19 protein-coding genes and 1 tRNA gene are annotated in these 19,548 nt (G+C 66.1%); 12 read left to right on the top strand and 8 right to left on the bottom strand.

Annotated features, from left to right (window positions below):
* The first annotated feature begins 138 nt into the window (after positions 1-138).
* The 3 genes from ACR80S_RS03645 (at position 139) to ACR80S_RS03635 (ending at position 2,164) form a co-directional block, all read left to right on the top strand.
* A tRNA-Ile gene (locus ACR80S_RS03645) sits at positions 139-215 on the top strand.
* Positions 216-512: 297 nt separating this feature from the next.
* Positions 513-1,031, top strand: a complete 519-nt coding sequence (locus tag ACR80S_RS03640; RefSeq protein WP_435402756.1) for a pilin — start codon at positions 513-515, stop codon at positions 1,029-1,031.
* 572 nt (positions 1,032-1,603) lie between these two features.
* Positions 1,604-2,164, top strand: coding sequence for a cysteine hydrolase family protein (locus ACR80S_RS03635; RefSeq protein WP_435402591.1), 561 nt, complete (start codon positions 1,604-1,606; stop codon positions 2,162-2,164).
* Positions 2,165-2,183: 19 nt separating this feature from the next.
* Here the strand turns inward: ACR80S_RS03635 and ACR80S_RS03630 are convergent, their stop codons facing one another.
* A complete protein-coding gene (locus ACR80S_RS03630; protein ID WP_435402590.1) occupies positions 2,184-2,873 on the bottom strand; it encodes a pirin family protein in 690 nt (229 codons plus the stop codon).
* Positions 2,874-3,304: 431 nt separating this feature from the next.
* Here ACR80S_RS03630 and ACR80S_RS03625 point away from each other — a divergent pair, with 431 nt between their 5' ends.
* Positions 3,305-3,541 (top strand): hypothetical protein, encoded by a 237-nt coding sequence (locus tag ACR80S_RS03625; RefSeq protein ID WP_435401762.1) that lies wholly within the window; start codon positions 3,305-3,307, stop codon positions 3,539-3,541.
* A gap of 92 nt (positions 3,542-3,633) precedes the next feature.
* On the opposite strand, the gene ACR80S_RS03620 is transcribed toward ACR80S_RS03625, so the two are convergent.
* From ACR80S_RS03620 to ACR80S_RS03605, 4 genes are all read right to left on the bottom strand, one after another.
* Positions 3,634-4,920, bottom strand: a complete 1,287-nt coding sequence (locus ACR80S_RS03620; RefSeq protein WP_435402589.1) for a phospholipase D-like domain-containing protein — start codon at positions 4,918-4,920, stop codon at positions 3,634-3,636.
* Between the two features lie 83 nt (positions 4,921-5,003).
* Entirely contained in the window at positions 5,004-5,249 is a 246-nt protein-coding gene (locus tag ACR80S_RS03615; protein WP_435401712.1) for a hypothetical protein, read from the bottom strand.
* Positions 5,250-5,376: 127 nt separating this feature from the next.
* Positions 5,377-7,110: an isocitrate/isopropylmalate family dehydrogenase gene (locus ACR80S_RS03610; protein WP_435402588.1), complete on the bottom strand. Its 1,734-nt coding sequence runs from the start codon at positions 7,108-7,110 to the stop codon at positions 5,377-5,379.
* 128 nt (positions 7,111-7,238) lie between these two features.
* Positions 7,239-8,489, bottom strand: a complete 1,251-nt coding sequence (locus tag ACR80S_RS03605) for a threonine ammonia-lyase (protein WP_435402587.1) — start codon at positions 8,487-8,489, stop codon at positions 7,239-7,241.
* Positions 8,490-8,685: 196 nt separating this feature from the next.
* On the opposite strand from ACR80S_RS03605, the gene ACR80S_RS03600 reads away from it, so the two are divergent.
* From ACR80S_RS03600 to epsC, 3 genes are all read left to right on the top strand, one after another.
* Positions 8,686-9,522 carry a tellurite resistance TerB family protein gene (locus ACR80S_RS03600; protein WP_435402586.1) on the top strand — a complete coding sequence of 279 codons (837 nt, stop codon included), beginning with the start codon at positions 8,686-8,688 and terminating at the stop codon, positions 9,520-9,522.
* Positions 9,523-9,665: 143 nt separating this feature from the next.
* Positions 9,666-11,030 carry a chromate efflux transporter gene (gene chrA, locus ACR80S_RS03595; RefSeq protein WP_435402585.1) on the top strand — a complete coding sequence of 455 codons (1,365 nt, stop codon included), beginning with the start codon at positions 9,666-9,668 and terminating at the stop codon, positions 11,028-11,030.
* Between the two features lie 130 nt (positions 11,031-11,160).
* Positions 11,161-12,081, top strand: a complete 921-nt coding sequence (gene epsC, locus ACR80S_RS03590; RefSeq protein ID WP_435401716.1) for a serine O-acetyltransferase EpsC — start codon at positions 11,161-11,163, stop codon at positions 12,079-12,081.
* A gap of 100 nt (positions 12,082-12,181) precedes the next feature.
* Here the strand turns inward: epsC and ACR80S_RS03585 are convergent, their stop codons facing one another.
* A complete protein-coding gene (locus ACR80S_RS03585; protein ID WP_435401717.1) occupies positions 12,182-12,736 on the bottom strand; it encodes a gamma-glutamylcyclotransferase in 555 nt (184 codons plus the stop codon).
* Positions 12,737-12,901: 165 nt separating this feature from the next.
* On the opposite strand from ACR80S_RS03585, the gene ACR80S_RS03580 reads away from it, so the two are divergent.
* The 5 genes from ACR80S_RS03580 to ACR80S_RS03560 all read left to right on the top strand — a co-directional run bounded on the left by ACR80S_RS03580 (position 12,902) and on the right by ACR80S_RS03560 (position 17,684).
* On the top strand, positions 12,902-13,468 hold the full coding sequence (locus ACR80S_RS03580; RefSeq protein ID WP_435402584.1) for an NnrU family protein: 567 nt from the start codon (positions 12,902-12,904) through the stop codon (positions 13,466-13,468).
* Positions 13,469-13,689: 221 nt separating this feature from the next.
* Positions 13,690-14,805 carry a substrate-binding domain-containing protein gene (locus ACR80S_RS03575; RefSeq protein WP_435402583.1) on the top strand — a complete coding sequence of 372 codons (1,116 nt, stop codon included), beginning with the start codon at positions 13,690-13,692 and terminating at the stop codon, positions 14,803-14,805.
* 27 nt (positions 14,806-14,832) lie between these two features.
* Positions 14,833-15,990: an ABC transporter ATP-binding protein gene (locus ACR80S_RS03570; RefSeq protein ID WP_435402582.1), complete on the top strand. Its 1,158-nt coding sequence runs from the start codon at positions 14,833-14,835 to the stop codon at positions 15,988-15,990.
* The gene (locus tag ACR80S_RS03565) at positions 15,983-16,870 is read left to right on the top strand and encodes an ABC transporter permease (RefSeq protein WP_435401721.1); all 888 of its coding nucleotides are present in this window, start codon (positions 15,983-15,985) and stop codon (positions 16,868-16,870) included. Before ACR80S_RS03570 ends, ACR80S_RS03565 begins: the two co-directional genes overlap by 8 nt.
* A 31-nt stretch (positions 16,871-16,901) precedes the next feature.
* Positions 16,902-17,684 carry an ABC transporter permease gene (locus ACR80S_RS03560; RefSeq protein ID WP_435402755.1) on the top strand — a complete coding sequence of 261 codons (783 nt, stop codon included), beginning with the start codon at positions 16,902-16,904 and terminating at the stop codon, positions 17,682-17,684.
* Between the two features lie 2 nt (positions 17,685-17,686).
* On the opposite strand, the gene ACR80S_RS03555 is transcribed toward ACR80S_RS03560, so the two are convergent.
* The gene (locus ACR80S_RS03555; RefSeq protein ID WP_435402581.1) at positions 17,687-18,469 is read right to left on the bottom strand and encodes a TSUP family transporter; all 783 of its coding nucleotides are present in this window, start codon (positions 18,467-18,469) and stop codon (positions 17,687-17,689) included.
* A gap of 28 nt (positions 18,470-18,497) precedes the next feature.
* Complete coding sequence (locus ACR80S_RS03550) at positions 18,498-19,406, bottom strand: LysR family transcriptional regulator (RefSeq protein ID WP_435402580.1); 909 nt, start codon at positions 19,404-19,406, stop codon at positions 18,498-18,500.
* Positions 19,407-19,548: the final 142 nt, after the last annotated feature.

The following is a 19,548-nucleotide window of genomic DNA, read 5'->3' as shown; positions in this document are numbered from 1 at the left end:
TGCAACGGGCAATGCAACGGGCAATGCCCTGTACAGCGCCACGAGCAGCGCCCTGATCGTTGCGAGAGCCGGCGGGCTATGGCCACCCTCATCGCCATTCGCTATCATACGCCGGCGCCCTGGCGCACCTTTCTGAAAGGGCCTATAGCTCAGCTGGTTAGAGCAGGGGACTCATAATCCCTTGGTCGTAGGTTCAAGTCCTACTGGGCCCACCAGACACCACGCCCCACGCCCCAAGGATAAAGGGCGTGGGGCTTTTTTGTGGGTGGAGGCTCCCCGCCGGTGAGCGGCGCAGGCGAACGTGCAAAAAGGTGAACGCGGCGCTTGCAGGATTACAAACCGTAACGTAAGGTAATGCTCAGGAGTACCATCAAGCTGATACTCCGCTAAGAAAAGGCAGCGTGGCGGCGTTTGGCAGCCAAGCTAGGGCATAGCCGCAGGGGCAGAAACCTGCCGGGGCGGACAAGAATTCAAGGGGCACAACAATGAAGACACAAGGCGTTATGACGAGAATGAAGAATACTCAGGGTGGTTTTACCCTGATCGAACTGCTGATCGTCGTGGCGATCATCGGTATCCTGGCGGCGATCGCGATTCCGAGGTATCAGGGATATATTGCCCGTTCTCAGGCTGCAACTGCACTTTCAACTATTCGCGGCGTTCAAACTATAGCTGAAGATCTCGTTTTAAGAAGCCAGGTCGTTTCACCTGCTTCCCTTGGCTTAACTAATGTTACTGGCGACGATGCGGCTCAAGTTTCAGCGCATGAGTATGGTAATATCACTGTAGTTAATGGACTCCCGGCTGACGGTACGGAGCCCGTTATAGTTTATACATTCAGTGGTGACGATTCAGTGTTTACTGATGACGACGGGATTTGGCTGGCTCGTTCAAATGCTGATGGTTGGGCTTGCTATACTACCCTCGGTGAGCAGGATGATGGTACTGACGTCGTCGATAATAATTCCGCAGCACGTCCCGATGCCTGTGAAGGTGGTCAAACTACCGTAGGAAATGTGCCTGCAAATTAATCGTGTACACATACTAGCCTGAAATAAAGGCTAAACGGATGGGCTAATCGGGAACAGTTTCTCATTCCCCACCTAGCCTGAAGACCACACAGCGGTCGGCAGAGATGCCGGCCGCTGGCGTTTTTGCGTTTCGGATGGTGCTTGGCTGTTCAGCTGCAGAGCGCATCATTCAGCGCCGCCGCACTGGCATCAGCGCTCACGTCTTGACGGGTCGTCTATTTGACTAGCCTTGATCGGCTGCCACTCGATCTTCTTGCAGCGCTTGTTATAACGTTGCCTTCGTCACGTTCCTTGCTTGACGTTTCTCTCTTGACGATCCCTCCTTAACGTTCCTTTCTTGACGCCCTTTGCATAACGCGCCTTTACCGCCGGCATCGATGAGGCGGCGGTGATGGTTGACGTTTGCACGCAACTCCCCGATGGGTTCCCTGCCCTGGCGCTATCGTTAGCGCTGTATTCGGCCTGCGCGTCGCCCTGAAGGGCGTCATCCGGGTGAGCGGCAAGGCGGTGCTGGTGGGCGAGGGGCGATGCCTGTCATGATGCGGGCTACCGCCTTCAAGGAGACACGCCGCATGAGCACCACCGCCCTGGTCATCGTGGATCTGCAGAACGACTATTTTCCGGCCGGCAAGTGGCCGCTGGTGGGCATCGAACCGGCCGCCGAGAAGGCCGCCCGCGTGCTCGGGTGGTTCCGCGAGCAGTCGCTGCCCATCGTGCATGTGCGTCACGAGTTCCCCTCGGAGGAGGCGCCGTTCTTCGTGCCCGGCAGCGACGGGGCGCGCATTCACGCCTCCATGGCGCCAAAGGACGCCCCCAGCGAAGCCGTGATCCTCAAGAACAGCGTCAACGCCTTCCTGGGTACCTCGCTGCACGAGCACCTTCAGGAAAGAGGCATCGAGCGTCTCGTCATCACCGGCGCCATGAGCCATATGTGCATCGATGCCGCGACCCGCGCCGCGTCGGATCTCGGCTATGCGGTCACGGTGCTGCAGGACGCCTGCGCGACCCACGACCAGGCATTCAATGGGGTGACGGTGCCGGCGGCCCAGGTGCATGCGGCCTTCATGGCCGGCCTCGCCTTCGCCTATGCCGAGGTCACCGACACCGCCGGGTGGCTTGAGCAGCAGGGGTAATCGGGGAGGGGAAGAACCCTCAGGCCAGGTCGAAGAGCAGGATCTCCACGTCCTTCACGCCGACCGCGTCGATGGGCTCCCCCGGCTCGAAGGCGGCGGCGTCGCCGGCCGAGAGCCGCTGCCCGTTGACCCGTGCCTCGCCACGCACCAGGTGCAGCCAGGCATGGCGCACCGGGGGCGTCGGTGCCTGCTCGCCGGCATCGAACCGCCCGGCGTAGAGGTTGACGTCCTGGTTCACGCTCACCGAGCCATCGCGCCCTTCCTGGGAGACCACCAGCCGCCACTGCCCCTGGCGCTGCTCCACGGGGAAGGCCTTCTGTTCGTAGCTGGGGGGAATGCCGCGCTGCATCGGCTCGATCCAGATCTGCAGGAAGTGCAGCTCCCGGTCCGGGGCGTTGTTGAACTCGCTGTGCCGAACGCCGGTGCCGGCCGACATGCGCTGCACATCGCCGGGGCGCATGATCGCCCCGTTGCCCAGGCTGTCCTTGTGGGCCATCTCGCCCTCCAGCACGTAGGAGAGGATCTCCATGTCCCGGTGGGGGTGGGTGCCGAAGCCCTGGCCGCCCTGAACGCGATCCTCGTTGATCACGCGCAGCGCACGAAAGCCCATGTGGGCCGGGTCGAAGTAGTCGGCAAACGAGAAGGTGTGGCGAGACTTGAGCCAGCCGTGGTCGGCGTAGCCGCGCTCGTTGGCATGTCGAATGATCATCGGGTTATTCCTCCAGAGTGGTGTTGGCGTGCGTCAGGACAGCGGGGAGAGGGCGAACTCATCGCCATTGTTGCTCATGAACAGGCCATTGGCGAAATGGACGCTGACGATCGCCCTGCATGCGGCCTGCCGGCGCTGGGGGAAGAGGGGCTTGCACGCGCTTTTCTGCGATTCCTTCGTCCCCCGTCCCCATTCCCAAACCGGGCGCGTTTTTTTTGGGTCGGTGCTCGGTGCTCGGTGCTCGGTGAAGTGGACCCCTTCCGCCCCTGTCGCCAACTCGCTACTCCGGAGCCTGAAATTCTCAAAGAGCGTGGATCATGAGCCGAGGGTAGAGCCGTTTTCCGGTGGGGGCGGTATAAGGTAGGCAGCCCACGAGATCGAACTGGGTGAGGGAACACGATTAACCTTGTTGGGAGGGACATGACATGCGAATGCTATCTATCGGCCTGCTGACCGGCGTACTGGCCCTGGGGCTCACCGGCTGCGGTACCACTACGGGGGAGCGCGCGCTGAGTGGCGCCGGCCTGGGCGCGGCCGCCGGCGCCGGGACTGCGGCCATGACCGGCGGCAGCATCAGCAAGGGGGCGGTGATCGGTGGGGGCCTGGGTGCCGCCGCCGGGGCCGCCACCGATCGCAACGACATCGACCTGGGGCGTCGGCGCCGCTGATCCCGCCGCGCCTGGTGTCACCGCCGGAAGGGAGGATGGGGGCCTGCCCCCATTGTCCCCCGCCTTTGTTGGGCAGAAGCGCGCCGCCACCGTCAGAGATGCCAGCCGATGGTCATGGCCATCCACCCCAGCAGGCGCCGTGTCAGGGGGCGGTTGTTCCAGGCGTCCAGGTCGTAGGCCTTGGTCTGTTCGAGGTCGAGGTCGTACATCGAGGTCAACGTCGCCGCCAGGTCGCCATCCATGATGATGACGTTGGTTTCGTCATTGAGCCGGAAGGAGCGGTTGTCGAGGTTGGACGAGCCGATGGAGACCCAGTAGTCATCGATCAGGTAGAGCTTGGCGTGGTACTTCGATGGCTGATATTCATGGATGTTCACACCGGACTCGAGCAGCGGGCCCCAGCGATTCCTCGAGGCCTCCCTCACGAGGGTGCTGTAATACCCTTCGGCAGGCAGCAGCAGATCCACGCTGACGCCACGCTCACGGGCGTCGATCAACGCCTCCAGGATCATGTCATCGGGGTAGAAGTACGGCGTGGCCAGGCGGATGCTGTCGCGCGCGCCGGCGATGGCCAGGAGCAACGCCAGCCTGATGCGCTGCGTCCCCTCGCGCGGTGACCCGTCGACCACCTTGACACCAAGCTCGCCCCGCGCTTCGAGCTTGGGCAAGTATTTCGTCGAATACAGTAGCTGATTGGTGGCATCGAGCCAGTTGATCATGAAGGAGTGCTGGAGGTGGGCGACCACCGGGCCTTCGAAGCGATAGTGGTTGTCGCGATAGCCGCCGCTGTCGGGATTGCCCTGCCAGGGGTCGGCCACGTTGGCCCCGCCGGTGAAGCCGATCGTGCCGTCCACGATCAGCAGCTTGCGGTGTGTGCGGTGGTTGAAACGAGACAGCTGGTACCAGGTGGGTGACCGCCAGCGCACCACGTCCACGCCGGCGTCTTCCATCCGGCGAAAGGTGTCACGGCTCGCCTTCACGGAGCCGACATGGTCGAAGATCGCGTGAACGGCGACCCCGCGCTGCGCGGCGTTGGCCAGCGCCTCGGCAAAATCGCCGGCGATCTCCTCACCCCAGAATTCGAAGGTCTCGAAGGTAATGCTTCGGGTGGCCTGGTTGATGGCCTGCAGCTTGGCCTCAAAGATCTCTTCGCCATTCTCGAGGATATCGATGCGGTTCCCCGGGGTGGCGGTGCTCCCCAGGACGACCGACTGCAGGTGGCGAAACGCTTCGGAATCAATGGCCGGAATAGAGGAAATCGGCTCGGAGACCCGCATGGGGGCGGGTACGGCGTTGGCGTAGATCAGGAACGCCACCACCGTGGTCAGCACAGCCCCTGCGGCAACGGCGATCAACCAGATCCTGAACCTGTTCGTCATGTCCCCCCCTCGGAGGCCTGAGCATGGGCCAGACGCGCTCCGTCAGCGCTTCACGGTACCATGATCGCAGAGCCCTCAAAGGCTCAGGTGAAATCGGGGTCGTCGGTGCGCACGATGAGGTCGGTCTCATCGCCGGGCAGGGTGACGGAGAACTCGCCGCCGCCCAGGTAGGTCACCGGGTGCCCCTCGCGGGTGCGCAGGGCGGGCTCGCCGCTGACCGGGCCGGCGGGGGTGAGCTCGCCGAGCTCCTTCACGCTGATCTGGATGTCGATCATCACCTCTCGGCCCTGATCGTCGACGGCCATGATGGTGCGTTCGTGTTCGCTCATGGGGGTGGCTCCGGTGGCGGGTGTCCTGCCTGCAGTATCGGCGTTCCGGGCACAAGAGGCGAGAGCGCCAACGCCGCGGGGCCTGCGCGCAGGCAGGCCCCGGGGGTGTCGGTGTGGCGAGAGTGGGTTACAGCCGGCTGGCCACGGCGTCGAGGAAGCCGTTCATGTCGACCAGGGTCTCGCTTGCCGGGTCGTTGGTCTTGCCCTTGAGGTCGCCGGTGATGATGCCGGCGCCCACGGTGTCGATCAGCGCCGCCTTGAGGGAGAGGGCGTAGTCGATCAGGGCGTCGTTGGCCTCGCGCTCGCCCAGGGTCTCCAGGGCGTTGGCCACGGCGAACAGCAGGGCGGAGGAGTTGAAGTGCGCCTGCTTGCCGTCGGTCTCCAGGTAGGTGAGGTAGAGATCGTGGGCGGTGCCGTGGGGCGCCTCGAACAGCATGGTGCCGTCCTTGCTCTCGATGATCGAGCTGGCGGTGGCCAGGCTGCCGCCGAGGGCCGCGGAGATATCGGAGAAGATGTCGCCGTCCAGGTTCTGGGCCGGGTAGAGGGCGTTGCGGGGCGGGTCGGTGATCATCTTGGTGAGCTGGCTGGAGGGCCGCATGATCATGAAGGAGGGCGGCGGGGTGCCGGTCTCGGCGAGCTCTCGGCGCACGTCGGTGATCGCCGTGCTGAACACCTCGTCGTATTCCATGTACTCGCGCTTGAGGCCGAAGTAGACTTCCTTGTCCTTGCGCGAGGCGTCGCGGAACACCTGCAGCACCCAGTCCTTGATCGCCGCCTGGTCGTTGGACATCAGCAGGATGGCGTCGCCCTTCTTGACCCGTCGCGCGTGCTTCTCCTCGCCATCGACGATCACCTTGAGGATGCCGTCTTCACTGGCGGGGGCGTTGAAGCTGCCGTACTGGTCGCCGCCGCCGGCGCTCATGCGCGAGATGGAGACCTGGGCCTTGCGGGCGGGAATGCCGTAGCGCTTGAGCTCTTCCACCAGCTTGAAGAGCTTGCGGCCGGTGGTGTTGTCCGGCACGCCCCACAGGGCTCGCTCCGGCGGGTTGGCGACGAGGCGCGCGGCCTGGGCGTCGATCAGCTCGTAGTGGTAGTGGAGCCCCAGCGATTCCACCTGCTCGCGGTAGTCGCTCTCGAAGATGTCTTCAATGGCGGCGCGCATCACGCCGTCGTAGCCGGCGATCACGGTGTCCTTGAGGCCCAGGTAGATGTCGCGCTTCTCGTCGATGGCGCGCTGGAAGAAGCGGTGGGCCCAGGCCTTGACGTCCTCCACGTCGTTGGTGGCCAGCAGCCAGGGGTCGCCCTTGTTGACCTCGCGGCGGTGCAGCTCCACCGGGTCACCGCTCTCGCCCACGAACATCAGCTTGACCACGCCGGTGGCCCGGGAGAGCTCGTTGAAGCTCTCCTTGATGCCGCCGGTCTCCATGGTGTCCACCTCGATATCGCGGCCGATCCACTCCGGGCGCGAGACCTTGAGGTTGCGAAATTCGATGTCCTCGCGGGTGATGTTGCCGCCGATGCCCTTGCGGATGGCGCCGTTGGGGGACTTGGTGGCCAGCGGGTGCAGGCGGGTGACGTCGAGCTCGGGGTGCTTGGCGAGCATCTCGCCGAGCTGGGTGCGATTGACCGTCATGCCGGCATTCTTGATGCCGACGCCGTGTTCCTTGAGCGCCTCGATGGCGTCGACGATCACCTGGCCGTTGGTGACCAGGCGATTCTCGGCGGAGAGGTCGATCTCCACCAGCGGAATCTCCAGTCGTGAGGTCACGAAGGTATCGAGGATCTTCTCGAAGGCTACCTGGGCCATCTCGTCGCCGTGGAGGATGACGAGAGGGGCGTCGACGCGAATCTTCTGGGTCATGCCGGTTCCCTGTTCATGGTGATCGATCGGTGAGGATCGTTACGATGTTTCGGAGGCCAATAGGATACGCCTGCTGACCTGAGGGCGCTACGCGCAGAAAGCCGTAAGGCGCGGGCGGCGGCGCTGGGCTAGACCGGGGTGCGGGTGGACCAGCGCTCGTCCGGGTGCACCTCGTTGGCCGGCAGCACCGGGTCGTAGCCCTCGGCGCGCAGCGCCGCGATCACCTCGCGGGTGTGCTCGCCGCCCAGGGTCTCGAGGGTCGCCTCAACCTCGGTGGCGCGCAACGCGAGGTCGGTGAAGGTGCGCTGGTGGGCGATCTGGATCACGTTGGCGCGCTGGTCGGCGAGCAGCCGGGTCAGCTCGGCCAGGGCGCCGGGCACGTCGGGAATCGCCACCCGCACCCGCACGATGCGGGCGGTGCGCACCAGGCCGCGCTGGATCACCGAGGCGAGGGCCAGCATGTCGATGTTGCCGCCGCACAGGATCAAGCCCACCCGGCGGCCGCGGTAGCGCTCGGGGTCGGCCAGCACCGCGGCGAGCCCGGCGGCGCCGGCGCCCTCGGCCACCGTCTTCTCGATCTCCAGCAGCAGCAGGATGGCGCGCTCGATCTCGGGTTCGTCCACTAGCACGATGTCGCGCACCCGCTCGCGCACGATGGGCAGGGTGAGCCGCCCGGGCTGCCTGACCGCGATGCCCTCGGCCAGGGTGGCGTGGCCACACTGGATCGGCTCGCCGGCCAGGGCCTGCTTCATGGCGGGGAAGCGCGTGGTCTGCACGCCGATCACCTCGATGCTCGGCTTGAGCGCGGTGGCGGCGATGGCGTTGCCGGCGATCAGTCCGCCGCCGCCGATGGGGATCACCAGGGCGTCGAGGTCCGGGGCCTCCTCGAGCATCTCCAGCGCGATGGTGCCTTGCCCGGCGATGATGCGTTCGTCGTCGTAGGGGTGCACGAACACCAGGTCGTGGGCTTCGGCCAGGCGGTGGGCGACCTCGCCGGCCTCGGCCACGCCTTCGCCCTCCAGGTGCACCTCGGCGCCCAGTTCGCGGGTGTTGCGCACCTTGAGGTTGGGGGTGTGGCGGGGCATGACGATGGTGGCGCGGATACCGAGCCGGGCGGCGTGGTAGGCCACCGCCTGGGCGTGGTTGCCGGCGGACATGGCGATGACGCCGCGGGCACGCTCCGCCGCGCTGAGGCTCAGCAGGTGGTTGAGCGCACCGCGCTCCTTGAAGGCGGCGGTGAACTGGTGGTTCTCGAACTTGATGTACAGCTCGCAGCCGGTGATGCGCGACAGGGTGTGAGAGTGCAGGCAGGGGGTGCGCTCGACGCTTCCGGCAATGCGGGCGGCGGCGGCGCGGATGTCAGCGAGGGTGACGCTCATGGCGGGGCGGCTCCGGTGTTTCTGGTGTGGCAGCCATGATGCGACGTTGCCCTGCTGCTGTCGAAGCTGAGGTCAACGCTGATGCCAAAGTCCATGTAAAAGGCTGATGGCGCGGCCGATGTCGCAACCCGGTGGCTGGAGTAGAGTTAACCCAGGCAGATCCTTCTGCCCTGATGGTTTTCATGAGGAAAACATGATGAATGCCAGCAAGATTCTGGAGCAGCTGATGCAGCAGGCGGCCGGCCAATCGGGTGGCCAATCCGGCAACACGGGCGGGCGGGGCGGTGCTGGCCTGGATATCAAGGGGGTGCTGGGCGGCCTCTCCCGCCAGCTGGGCGGCGGTGGTGGCGCTTCGGGGCAGGGCGGTGGCTCGGGCGTGGACGTCAAGAGCCTGCTGGGCGGCGGTGCCCTGGGGTTGCTGCTGGGCTCCGGCAGTGGGCGCAAGGCGGGGGGCAAGGCGATGAAGTACGGCGCCATCGCCAGCGTGGGCATGATGGCCTGGAAGGCCTGGCAGAACGCTCAAGCCAGTTCCCGTGACGATTCCCGCGACGATTCCCGTGACCTTTCCCGCGCCACTGCCCGCGTCAATGCCCGCGACCCTTCCGGCGCCACTGCCCGCGGCCAGGGCGGTGAGGCGTCCGCCGAGGGGGCGCCGGTGGAGCGTCTGGGCGGCCAGGCCCTCGAGGAGCGCAGCCTGGAGCTCTTGCAGGCGGTGATCATGGCGGCCCGCGCGGATGGCCATATCGATGATCAGGAACGCGAGCTTATCTCGGGTCAGATCGATGCCCTGGGGGCGGATCAGGAACTGCACGCCTGGGTGGAGCGTCAGCTCAAGGCGCCGCTCGATGCCAGCGCCCTGGCTGCTCGGGTCGATTCCCCCCAGGCGGCCCGGGAGATGTACCTGATCAGCGTGGCGGTGGTCGACGAGCAGCACCCCATGGAGCGGGCCTGGCTCGACCAGCTCGGCCAGGCCCTGGCGCTGCCCGCCGAGGTGGTCACGGAGCTTGAACGCCAGGCCAGAGAGGCCGACTGATGGGGGTCCGCGGATGGCCATCGCCAGGGTGAGCCGTCCTGCCTGATCGTCCTCCGCGAGTGACTGTCATGTCATTGCGCTATCCTGTCACGCCAACCCGCAGACGCCGGGTTGGCGTTTTTTGGTCTGCGTGGAGATCCCCTATGTCGATGCCCTTGCCCCCTCGGATTCCCTTCGGCGAGGCCGTGCGCGTCTGGCTGCGCATCGCCCTGCTGAGCTTCGGTGGGCCCGCCGGGCAGATCGCCGTCATGCACCGCATCCTCGTCGAGGAGAAACGCTGGATCGGCGAGAAGCGGTTCCTGCACGCGCTCAACTACTGCATGCTGCTGCCCGGACCCGAGGCCCAGCAGCTGGCGATCTACATCGGCTGGCTGATGCATCGCACCAAAGGCGGGCTGGTCGCCGGCAGCCTCTTCGTGCTGCCGGGCTTCCTGGCCATTCTGGTGCTGAGCGTTCTCTATGCGGTGCTGGGCAGCGTGGGCATCGTCGAAGGGCTGTTCTTCGGCCTCAAGGCCGCGGTGCTGGCCATCGTGCTCAATGCGGTGGTGCGCATCGGCAAACGCGCCCTCAGAAACCGCGTCATGCTGGGCCTGGCGGCGGCCGCCTTCGTCGCCATCTTCTTTCTCGATATCGCCTTTCCGCTGATCATCCTCTCGGCGGGCGTGTTCGGTTACTGGGGTGGCCGCCAGGGCGTCGCGGCCTTTCGGGTCGGGGGGGGCCATGGGGCCGACGAGGTCTCGGGCCTGGCCGATCGCGACTCGCTGCTCGGCGAGGGGTTGCCGGCCCATGCGCGCCCCGATCCTGGCTGGTCGCTGCGCATCGCTGTGATCTTCCTGCTGCTGTGGTTGACCCCGGTATTGCTGTTGATCCTGGCCCTGGGGGGCGACCACGTCTTCAGCCAGATCGCCACCTTCTTCAGCAAGATGGCCGTGGTCACCTTCGGCGGCGCCTACGCCGTGCTCAGCTACGTGGCCCAGGAGGCGGTGCAGCATTACGGCTGGCTGGCGCCGGGGGAAATGCTCGATGGCCTGGGCATGGCGGAAACCACCCCCGGGCCGCTGATTCAGGTGGTGCAGTTCGTCGGGTTCATGGGCGCCTATCGCGAGGCGGTCGGGCTCGACCCCATGCTGGCGGCAATCCTGGCCGCCGTGCTCACCACCTGGGTCACCTTCGTGCCCTGCTTCCTGTGGATCTTCCTCGGCGCGCCCTACATGGAGCGCCTGCGTGACAACCGCGCCCTGAGCGGCGCCATGGCGGCGATCACCGCCGCGGTGGTCGGGGTGATCCTCAACCTGGCGGTATGGTTCGGGCTGCATGTGATCTTCGCCGAGATCACCGAGTGGCGCGGGTTCGGCATCCGCCTGCTGCTGCCCGATGTCACCACGCTGGATCTCTTCGCCCTGCTGCTGTCCGCGGGGGCGCTGCTGGCGATCTTCCGGTTCAAGGTCGACATGCTCAAGGTGCTGGGCGGCTGTGCCCTGCTGGGCATGCTGGTCTCGTTCTTCTGACTTCGCCCTCCTTGGCAGTCGGCCAGGGTGGACGACGCGGTGAGCGCCGAGGCAGCGCGGCGCACCGTCGGAGCCGACTGGCCGATGAGGTAACATGGCATTCCGGTCTCGACGACAGAGGTAGTTCGCGGTGAACGACAACCCTTCCCAGGACAGAGCGGCGGATTGGCCGCTGGACAGTGTGGTGGCGGAACTGCGGCAGGTACGCCATGAGTGGCGGGAACAGCAGGGGCGAGAGCGCGACCTGGGCAGCCGGGAGCTCCCGGCGCTTCACGCCGTTCATGAGGTGGTCGACGACCTCTGCGGCATCCTCTTCCCCATGCGCCTGGGGCCCTCTGACCTGAGCAAGGAGAGCGAGGACTACTATGTGGGCCATCGGCTCGGCCATGCCCTCACGATGCTTCACGGGCAGGTCAAGCTGGAGCTCAACTATCGGCTCCAGGGCGTCTCTCCGGCTGACCATGATCAGGAGGCCCGTGGGCTGGTGCGGGCCTTCGCGCTGTTGCTGCCCGAACTGCGCCGTCAACTGGACCAGGACGTGGTCGCGGCCTACCGGGGCGACCCAGCCGCCACCTGTGTCGACGAGATCCTGCTCTGCTATCCGGGGATCTTCGCGGTGATTCACCACCGCATCGCCAGCGTCTTCTATCGGTCGGGGTTGCCGATCATCGCCCGCATCGTGTCGGAGAAGGCCCACTCGGTGACCGGGATCGACATCCATCCCGGCGCCACCATTGGCCGCCAGTTCTTCATCGACCATGGCACCGGTGTCGTGATCGGTGAGACCGCGGTGATCGGTGACCGTGTGCGGCTCTATCAGGCCGTGACGCTGGGCGCGGTCAGGTTCAGCGAGGACGACGAGGGAGGATTGAAGAAGGGCGAGGCCCGTCACCCCGTCGTCGAGGACGACGTGGTCATCTACGCCGGTGCCACGGTGCTCGGCCGCATCACCATCGGCCGGGGGTCGATCATCGGTGGCAACGTCTGGCTCACGCGCAGCGTGCCCCCCGGCAGCAATATCACCCAGGCGACGCTGCGCCAGACCCGCTGAGTGACACCTTCCCTCGGCATGGCTCGGGTGCCGGCTTGCCGCCGTCAGCCACTGGCCACCCGGGCGTCGGGCAGAAACACCCGGCTGTGGATCGGGCGTATCAGGACAGGTGCCGGGCCAGGGCGAACACGTGGGGGTCGTCCACCTCGAGTTCGCGCAGTGCCTCGGCCAGGTTGAGCAGGTAGTCGCGGTTGGGGCCGCTGGGGCCGTGGGCGCGGGCGATCTGTGCGGCGATGGCCTCCAGCGGGGCGTCGCCGAGGAAGGCGGCGTTCTCCTCGGTGGCGAGATAGATCAGCCCCTCGGCGCTGTCGCCATCATTGAAGTGCAGCGCCACCACCTCGCGCAGGTAGCCGTTCTTCTCGCGCACATCCAGGGGCGCGAGCACCTCGGGGGTGATCCGGTAGGCCATGCCGTGGCAGACCGCGCCCGGCTCGCGCACTAGGGTGGCGACCCGCCCCGGCGCCTCCGGGGTGCCGCGGTGGTCGTGGGAGCCCTGCCAGAAGCGCCGCGACCATCCGTGGATGACGGCGGGGCGTCGTTCCAGGTAGGGAAAGTCCACCTTCCAGATCAGCGAGCCGTAGCCGAACAGCCAGATCTCGTCGTGGCCGTCGAAGTGGGTCATCTGGCGGTTGAGGGCGGTGGTGTCCAGGGCCATGGTGGTCGTGCAGCCGGTGGTGGAGGGAATTCCCCATGATGCGTCCCTCGGCGGAGAAAGTCGAAGGGCAGAGAAAGTCGAAGGACGTTGCCGACGTGCGCGACGCCGTCATGCGGGTGCGGTAGGCTGGCGGCCTGTTCACTTTCTACTGATGGAGTTCCTCTCATGACCGTGATGATTCTCGGCCTGCTGATCTTTCTGGGGGTGCACTCGGTGCGCATCGTCGCCGACGACTGGCGCAGCGCCCAGATCAGGCGCCTGGGCGAGCTGCCCTGGAAGGCCGCCTACTCGGTGGTCTCGATCATCGGCCTGGCGCTGGCGATCTGGGGCTATGGCCAGATGCGTCTCGACCCCACCTGGGTGTGGTTCCCGCCGGTGGGGCTGCGTCATGCCGTGTCGCTGTTGATGATCCCGGCGTTCATCCTGCTGGTGGCCGCCTATGTGCCGGGCAACCACCTCAAGGTGAAGCTGGGGCATCCGATGATCATCGCCGTGAAGATATGGGCCTTCGCCCACCTGCTGGCCAACGGCCGGCTGGGCGATATCGTCTTCTTCGGCGCCTTCCTGCTCTGGGCGGTGTTCGACTTCCGCTCCGCGCGTCGCCGCCCGGCGCCCGCGGTGCAGACCCCGAGCATGGCGCGTACCGCCATCACGGTGGTGGTCGGCCTGGTCGCCTACTACCTGTTTGCCTTCCACCTGCACGTCTGGGTCACCGGCGTGCCGGTGATGTGACGCCGTTGGCTGCGCCACGGAGAAGGTCATGACCGCCTCGCGGTTGTCCCTCTGAGGGCCGGCCGTTTAGTTGAAGAATTTCCGGAAGGGTCCGGGGGGATGCTCTAGGGTTAGGCAGTGGACGGGCAGTGTCATCCAGCTGACATCCTGCCGCGCGATAACGGCAAGGGTCTGCCGGCTTGTGGCAGCCTTAGCTCCCTACCTTCATGGAGAATCTCGTCATGTCGATCACGCGTCGCCGCTTCCTGCAGGGATCCCTGGCCGCCGGGGCCGCCGCTACCCTGCCGTCCTCCTTCTACATCAACCGGGCGATGGCACGGGAGCCCCTGCGCATCTATGCCTGGGCGGGCTACTTCACGGACCGGATGCTGGAGGACTTCACCGAGAAGACCGGCATCCCTGCCACCTTCACCCCCTATGGCACCAACGACGAGCTGATGAACTCGCTGCGCGCCAGTGACGGCAGCGGCTTCGACGTGATCATGCCCACCGTGGACCGGGTGCCGGGCTACCTGGACTACAACCTGATCCAGCCCCTGGACGAGTCGCGCATCAACTGGAGCGGCGCCCTGGAGAGTGCCATCCAGGGGTCCGAGGTGGGTGGCGTGGTGGACGGCAAGCGATACTTCGCCCCCAGCGACTGGGGCACCGAGGCGATTACCTGGCATCGCCGTTTTGCCGATGTCGACCGCGCCAACCTCAGCTATGCGGACCTGTGGAACCCCGAACACGGCCAGGGTGTCACCGTGCGTGGCCACTCCGCGCTGGTCGGTATCGGCCTTTGGCTGGAGCACGAGGGCAGGCTGCCCTTCCCGCTGCTCGACTCCTACCAGAGCGAGGAGGCGATGCGGGCCAACTTCGACGTCATCGTCGAGGAGGCGGTCAAGCACAAGCAGATGCTCGTGCAGTTCTGGGACACCGAGAACGAGGCCCAGGCGGCCTTCCGCACCAACGGGGCGATCATCGGCCAGACCTGGGACTCCACCGCCTTCCGCCTGCAGCAGGAGGGCGAAGACATCGCCTATGGCGCGCCGAAGGAGGGGGCCCTGGCGTGGATGGAGGGTTTCGTGATCCCGCGCAACGCCCGCAATCCGGATGCCGCCTACGACCTGATCAACTGGTACTACACCCCCGAGGCCGGGGCGATGTTCGTCGAGGCCACCGGCTACAACTCCACCGCCAAGGGCGCCACAGAGCTCTTGCCGGAGGCGACGCGACGGTTCTTCACGGACTCCTATACCGAGCAGGACCTGGCCAACCTCTGGTGGTGGCCGATCCAGGAGCCCTGGTACGTGGCACTGCGCAACGAGTACCAGGACCGCTACCTCTCTGCCTGATCGCGGAGCGTCGAGTTCGAGGTGACCATGGACGGAAGCGTCCGGCTGGAGGAGGTGGTGATGCGCTTCGGCGACTTCACCGCCATCGAGAGGACGTCGCTGGCCATCGAGTCGGGGGAGTTCTTCAGCTTCCTCGGCCCATCCGGCTGCGGCAAGACTACCTTGCTCAACATCGTCGGCGGCTTTCTGACGCCCAGCGAGGGGCAGGTGTTCATCGGCGGTGACCCCGTGGCCGGGGTGCCGGTGAATCGTCGGCCCACGGCGATGATCTTCCAGAACCTGGCGCTATTCCCGCTGATGACGGTGTTCGAGAACATCGAGTTCGGCCTGGAGGTGCGCGGCGTCGACCGCAAGACACGCCGCGCAACTTCCGAACGGCTGCTGGCGCTGGTGGCCCTTGAGGGCAGCGGGCCGAAGCGGATCGGCGAGCTCTCCGGCGGCCAGAAGCAGCGGGTGGCTATCGCCCGGGCCCTGGCCGTGGAACCGAGGGTGCTACTCCTCGATGAGCCGCTCTCCGCCCTGGACCTCAAGCTGCGCCAGCACATGCGCGCCGAGCTCAAGGCCATTCAGCGCAAGACCGGCATCACCTTCATTTATATTACCCACGACCAGGGCGAGGCGCTGACCATGTCCGACCGGGTGGCGGTGATGTCGGCGGGGCGCATCCAGCAGGTGGATGTCCCCATGACGCTCTATCGCGAGCCTGCCAACGGCTTCGTGGCGGCCTTCGTCGGCGAGAACAACCGGCTCGAGGCCAGGGTGATCGATCGCGAGGGCGAGCGGGTGCGTCTGGATGGCGGGAGCCTGGGCGAGCTGGCCGGGCGTGCCGGCCCGGACGTTCGGCTGGCCAACGGCCAGGCGGTGGCACTCTATGTGCGACCCGAGCACCTGCGGCCGTTGGCCGAGGGCGATGGTGGCCCGACGCTTGCGGCGACCGTCGAGGCAGTGCACTTCGAGGGCGCCTGGGTAATGCTCGAGACACGGCTCGACGCCTCCGGCGAGCGGCTGCGGGTTCAGCTCGGCCATGAGCTCTCGCGCCAGCATACCGAAGCCCTGGCCCCGGGGCAGCGAATCCGCTTTGGGTATGACCCCGCGGATGCCGTGGTGCTGCCGCAGGACGGCAGCCCGGTGGTCGACGAGGCCACCGGCGAGGTGGTCGCGGCGGCGGGAGGCGCCCATGTTTAGGCAGCTGCGCGCTCGCTTCGGCGGACCGCTGGCGGCGGCCATCCTGACTCTGCTGGGGATCTGGCTGATCGTGATGGTGACCCTGCCGCAGCTGCAAATGATCGAGTACTCGCTGCGTCCCAACCTGCTGCCGGCTCAGGTGGGCGGCCCCGACGATCGTCTGACCCTGGCCAACTACGTCACCCTGTTCAACAACGAGATCCACCGGGCCATCTTCTTCAAGACGCTCTGGTCGAGCGTGCTGGTGACCCTGCTGACCCTGGGGGTGAGCTATCCGCTGGCCTGGTACCTGGCCAAGGTGGCCACGCCGCGGCAGGCGGCGCTGTGTCTGCTGCTGCTGATCATCCCGTTCTGGATCAACGAGATCCTGCGGACCTACTCCTGGTTCATCATCCTGTCGTTCCGCGGGCCACTCAACGAGATGCTGATGATGCTGGGGTTGATCGACCGGCCGATCCGCTTCCTCAGCGGCGATGGCGGGGTGATGGTGGGCATGGTCTATGCCTACATCCTGTTCATGGTCTTTCCCGTCTACAACGCCATCGAGAGCCTCGACGACAACCAGGTACGGGCGGCGCGGGACCTGGGGGCAGGGACCGTGCGTACCCACTGGCGCATCGTCATTCCCCACGCCAAGCCGGGCATCGCCACCGGCTGCATCATGACCTTCATGCTGGCGGCGGGGAGCTACGCGGTGCCGGCGCTGCTCGGCTCGCCGGGCAGCCGCTGGTTCACTCAGATCATCTACAACTGGTTCTTCGAGGGTGGCAACTGGAACCAGGGGGCCGCCTACGCCTTTCTGCTGCTGGTGCTGTGCATCGGATTCATGTCGCTGGTGATGCGGATCTTCAAGGTGGGCCTGGGAGACATCGCGAAATGATGGAGAGACAGGCGTGACCTCGCAGCGGCTGATGGCCTTCGGGCTGCGGTTCTACGTGGTGGTCTTCTTCGGCTACCTGTTCCTGCCGCTGGCGATCATGTCGGCGGCGACTTTCAACGACAGTCGCTTCCCCACGGTGACGCCCTGGGACGGCACCACCCTGCGCTGGTTCGGCGAGCTGTGGGCGGACGGCGGCATGTGGCAGGCGCTGACCAATAGCCTGATCGTGGCCGCCGGCGTGCTGGTGGTGGCCGTACCTATCGGGATCGCCACCGCGCTGTTCCTGAATACCGTCTCAAGCCGCGCCAAGCCCTTCCTCTATGCGCTGATCCTCTCGCCGCTGCTCACCCCTGGCGTGATTATCGGCATCTCCACACTGATCTTCTGGCGGCAGTGGGGAGTGAGCGGCGGCATTTTCCTCACCGTGCTGGGCCAGGCCACCTTCATCGCCGCCTATGTGATGCTGATGGTCACCGCGCGGCTGCAGCGCTTCGACCGCACCATGGAGCGCGCCGCCCTGGACCTCGGCGCCAGCCAGTGGCAGATGTTCCGACGCATCCTGCTGCCTTATCTGAAGCCGGCGATCCTCTCGGCGGCGGTGATCGCCTTCCTGCAATCCTTCGAGAACTACAACACCACCCTGTTCGTGGTCGGCTACGACACCACCCTGACCGTCTACATCGCCTCCAAGGTGCGCACCGGGCTGACCCCGGCGGTCAATGCGCTGGGGCTGATCCTGATCCTGGTGACCGTGCTGCTGGCCATCGCCTACGAGGTCAAGCGTCGCCACGAGGCCTCCCACCAGGCCTCATAGGCCTACCCGGTCGGCGCCAGCAACCCCACCACGCTGACCAGGATAAGCACCGCACCGAGGACACGGAAGTAGAGGTTGGTGCGGCTGGCCAGCATATAGCGGTGGGCGCGTTCTCCGATCAGGTGGCCGACCAGCGCACAGGGCAGCAGCCACAGCTGGTGGATAAGTTGCAGGTCGACGCCGGCCACCACGAAGGAGATCATCTTGATCAGCACCAGGATGAACCACAGCACGAAGAGGGTATCGCGCAGCTGGTGGGCCGCCACGTGGGTGGCAAATACCGCGATGATCAGCGGCGCGCCGATCAGCGAGGCGCCGCTGACGTAGCCGCCCAGGGCCAGCAGCAGGGCATCCAGGTAGCGGTTGTTGCTGCGAAAGGGTTTGTCGAACAAATAGCCCACTGCGTAGACCAGCACGATCACGAAGATGATGCTGGTCATCACGTTGCCGGGAAGGGTAAGTAGCCCCACCACCCCGATCAGCTTGGGGACGATCATCACCTTCATGGCGCGAACCAGATAGGCCCAGTCGATGTTGCTCTCGGCCGGTGGTCGGCCACCGTTCTCGGCCACTAGCTGGCGGTGGCCGCGCCAGGCGATCCAGCTCGAGAAGATCATCAGGTGGATGGCGATGATCGGCAGGAAGACCAGCGGTTCGTCATGCAACAGCAGCAGGAAGGGGAGCGACAGCACGGCGCCGCCGAACCCCAGGCTGGTGCGGACAAAGCCGCTCCAGACGAAGACCAGTCCGATCAGGATCAGGTGGAGGATCGAGAGTTCGGCCATCAGCGCACTATTCCCTTCAGGCGACTTGTCATGTCGGCGGCGCTCCCCAGACCCCGTTGAGCACTTCCAGCGCTTCGGCGATCACCGCCTCTTCGCCGCGGTCGCGCCGCCAGATGAAGCTGAGCGCGCAGGGCAGTCGCACCCCCTCGGCCACCACCAGCCCGCGCTCCTGGCGCTCGGCCATGGCCAGGGCGTCCCGGGCGAGGCTCAGCCCCACGCCGGCACGCACCAGATCGAGCATGCAGGCCTCCTGGTCCACCTGGGCGACCCCATTGGGGACGAGGCCCAGCGGCTCGAGCACCCCGTGCAGCAGCCGGTGGTGGACGGAGTCCGGCGGCGTGACGATCCACGGCAGCCGGGCCAGTCGCGTCCAGTCGGCGCCGGCGAGGCGGCTGCCCCAGCCAGCCGGGGCGATCACATGGTAGTGGAAGTGGGTGAGTTCGCGGTGGGCGACCTCTGGGGCCTCCCCGCCGGGCCCTTCGCCGGGCGGGGCGAGGAAGAAGCCAATGTCCAGTTCGCCTTGGCGCACCCGCTCCAGCACGCTGCCGCTCATCCCGTGGGAAAGCTCGGTCTCGAGCTGCGGGGCGCGCTCCACCAGCCGGTGCAGGAAGGCCCCCAGGCGGATGAACTCCGGGTCGACGATGGTGCCGATCTTCAGGCGTCCGCGCAGGGTGCTGTGCAGCGCCCGGGCGCTCTGGTCGAAGGCGGCTACCGCCGCCAGGGCCTTCTCGGCGGCCGGCAGCAGCGCCTGGCCATCCTCGGTGAGGTCGAGCCCCTGGGGACGGCGACGGAAGAGCGTCAGCTCCAGTCCTTCCTGCAGCCGCTTGAGCTTGAGGCTGACCGCCGGCTGGGTCAGGTGCAGGCGCTCGGCGGCACGGGAGACGCTGCCCTCCCGGGCCACGGTGACGAAGGCGCGCAGGGTCTGGAGGTCCTGCATGGGGGTTGGCCTCGCGGCGGGGTGTTATCAGCTTAATTTATATCGTGATGTTGAATTACTCAATTGATCCTGGCGGGGATCGCGCTAGTCTGGTGAGTCATCATCGTGCGCCTGCCTTGATGAAATCATCGAATGGCGCACT

The sequence above is a fragment of the Halomonas salsilacus genome, from assembly GCF_051216275.1.
GTDB lineage: Bacteria > Pseudomonadota > Gammaproteobacteria > Pseudomonadales > Halomonadaceae > Halomonas.
The sequence above is the reverse complement of the archived record's forward strand: the minus strand, read 5'-3'. Positions and strand labels throughout refer to the sequence as shown.

Bases quoted from the DNA above. Each gene is read 5' to 3' on its own strand.
- ACR80S_RS03635 (WP_435402591.1), top strand. From the start codon at position 1,604: ATGAGCACCACCGCCCTGGTCATCGTGGATCTGCAGAACGACTATTTT.
- ACR80S_RS03600 (WP_435402586.1), top strand. From the start codon at position 8,686: ATGAATGCCAGCAAGATTCTGGAGCAGCTGATGCAGCAGGCGGCCGGC.
- ACR80S_RS03565 (WP_435401721.1), top strand. From the start codon at position 15,983: ATGTTTAGGCAGCTGCGCGCTCGCTTCGGCGGACCGCTGGCGGCGGCC.
- ACR80S_RS03550 (WP_435402580.1), bottom strand. From the start codon at position 19,406: ATGCAGGACCTCCAGACCCTGCGCGCCTTCGTCACCGTGGCCCGGGAG.
- ACR80S_RS03615 (WP_435401712.1), bottom strand. From the start codon at position 5,249: ATGAGCGAACACGAACGCACCATCATGGCCGTCGACGATCAGGGCCGA.
- ACR80S_RS03640 (WP_435402756.1), top strand. From the start codon at position 513: ATGAAGAATACTCAGGGTGGTTTTACCCTGATCGAACTGCTGATCGTC.
- ACR80S_RS03610 (WP_435402588.1), bottom strand. From the start codon at position 7,110: ATGACCCAGAAGATTCGCGTCGACGCCCCTCTCGTCATCCTCCACGGC.
- ACR80S_RS03630 (WP_435402590.1), bottom strand. From the start codon at position 2,873: ATGATCATTCGACATGCCAACGAGCGCGGCTACGCCGACCACGGCTGG.
- ACR80S_RS03560 (WP_435402755.1), top strand. From the start codon at position 16,902: ATGGCCTTCGGGCTGCGGTTCTACGTGGTGGTCTTCTTCGGCTACCTG.
- ACR80S_RS03575 (WP_435402583.1), top strand. From the start codon at position 13,690: ATGTCGATCACGCGTCGCCGCTTCCTGCAGGGATCCCTGGCCGCCGGG.
- ACR80S_RS03555 (WP_435402581.1), bottom strand. From the start codon at position 18,469: ATGGCCGAACTCTCGATCCTCCACCTGATCCTGATCGGACTGGTCTTC.
- ACR80S_RS03570 (WP_435402582.1), top strand. From the start codon at position 14,833: ATGGACGGAAGCGTCCGGCTGGAGGAGGTGGTGATGCGCTTCGGCGAC.
- ACR80S_RS03605 (WP_435402587.1), bottom strand. From the start codon at position 8,489: ATGAGCGTCACCCTCGCTGACATCCGCGCCGCCGCCGCCCGCATTGCC.
- ACR80S_RS03585 (WP_435401717.1), bottom strand. From the start codon at position 12,736: ATGGCCCTGGACACCACCGCCCTCAACCGCCAGATGACCCACTTCGAC.
- chrA (WP_435402585.1), top strand. From the start codon at position 9,666: ATGTCGATGCCCTTGCCCCCTCGGATTCCCTTCGGCGAGGCCGTGCGC.
- ACR80S_RS03580 (WP_435402584.1), top strand. From the start codon at position 12,902: ATGACCGTGATGATTCTCGGCCTGCTGATCTTTCTGGGGGTGCACTCG.
- ACR80S_RS03620 (WP_435402589.1), bottom strand. From the start codon at position 4,920: ATGACGAACAGGTTCAGGATCTGGTTGATCGCCGTTGCCGCAGGGGCT.
- ACR80S_RS03625 (WP_435401762.1), top strand. From the start codon at position 3,305: ATGCTATCTATCGGCCTGCTGACCGGCGTACTGGCCCTGGGGCTCACC.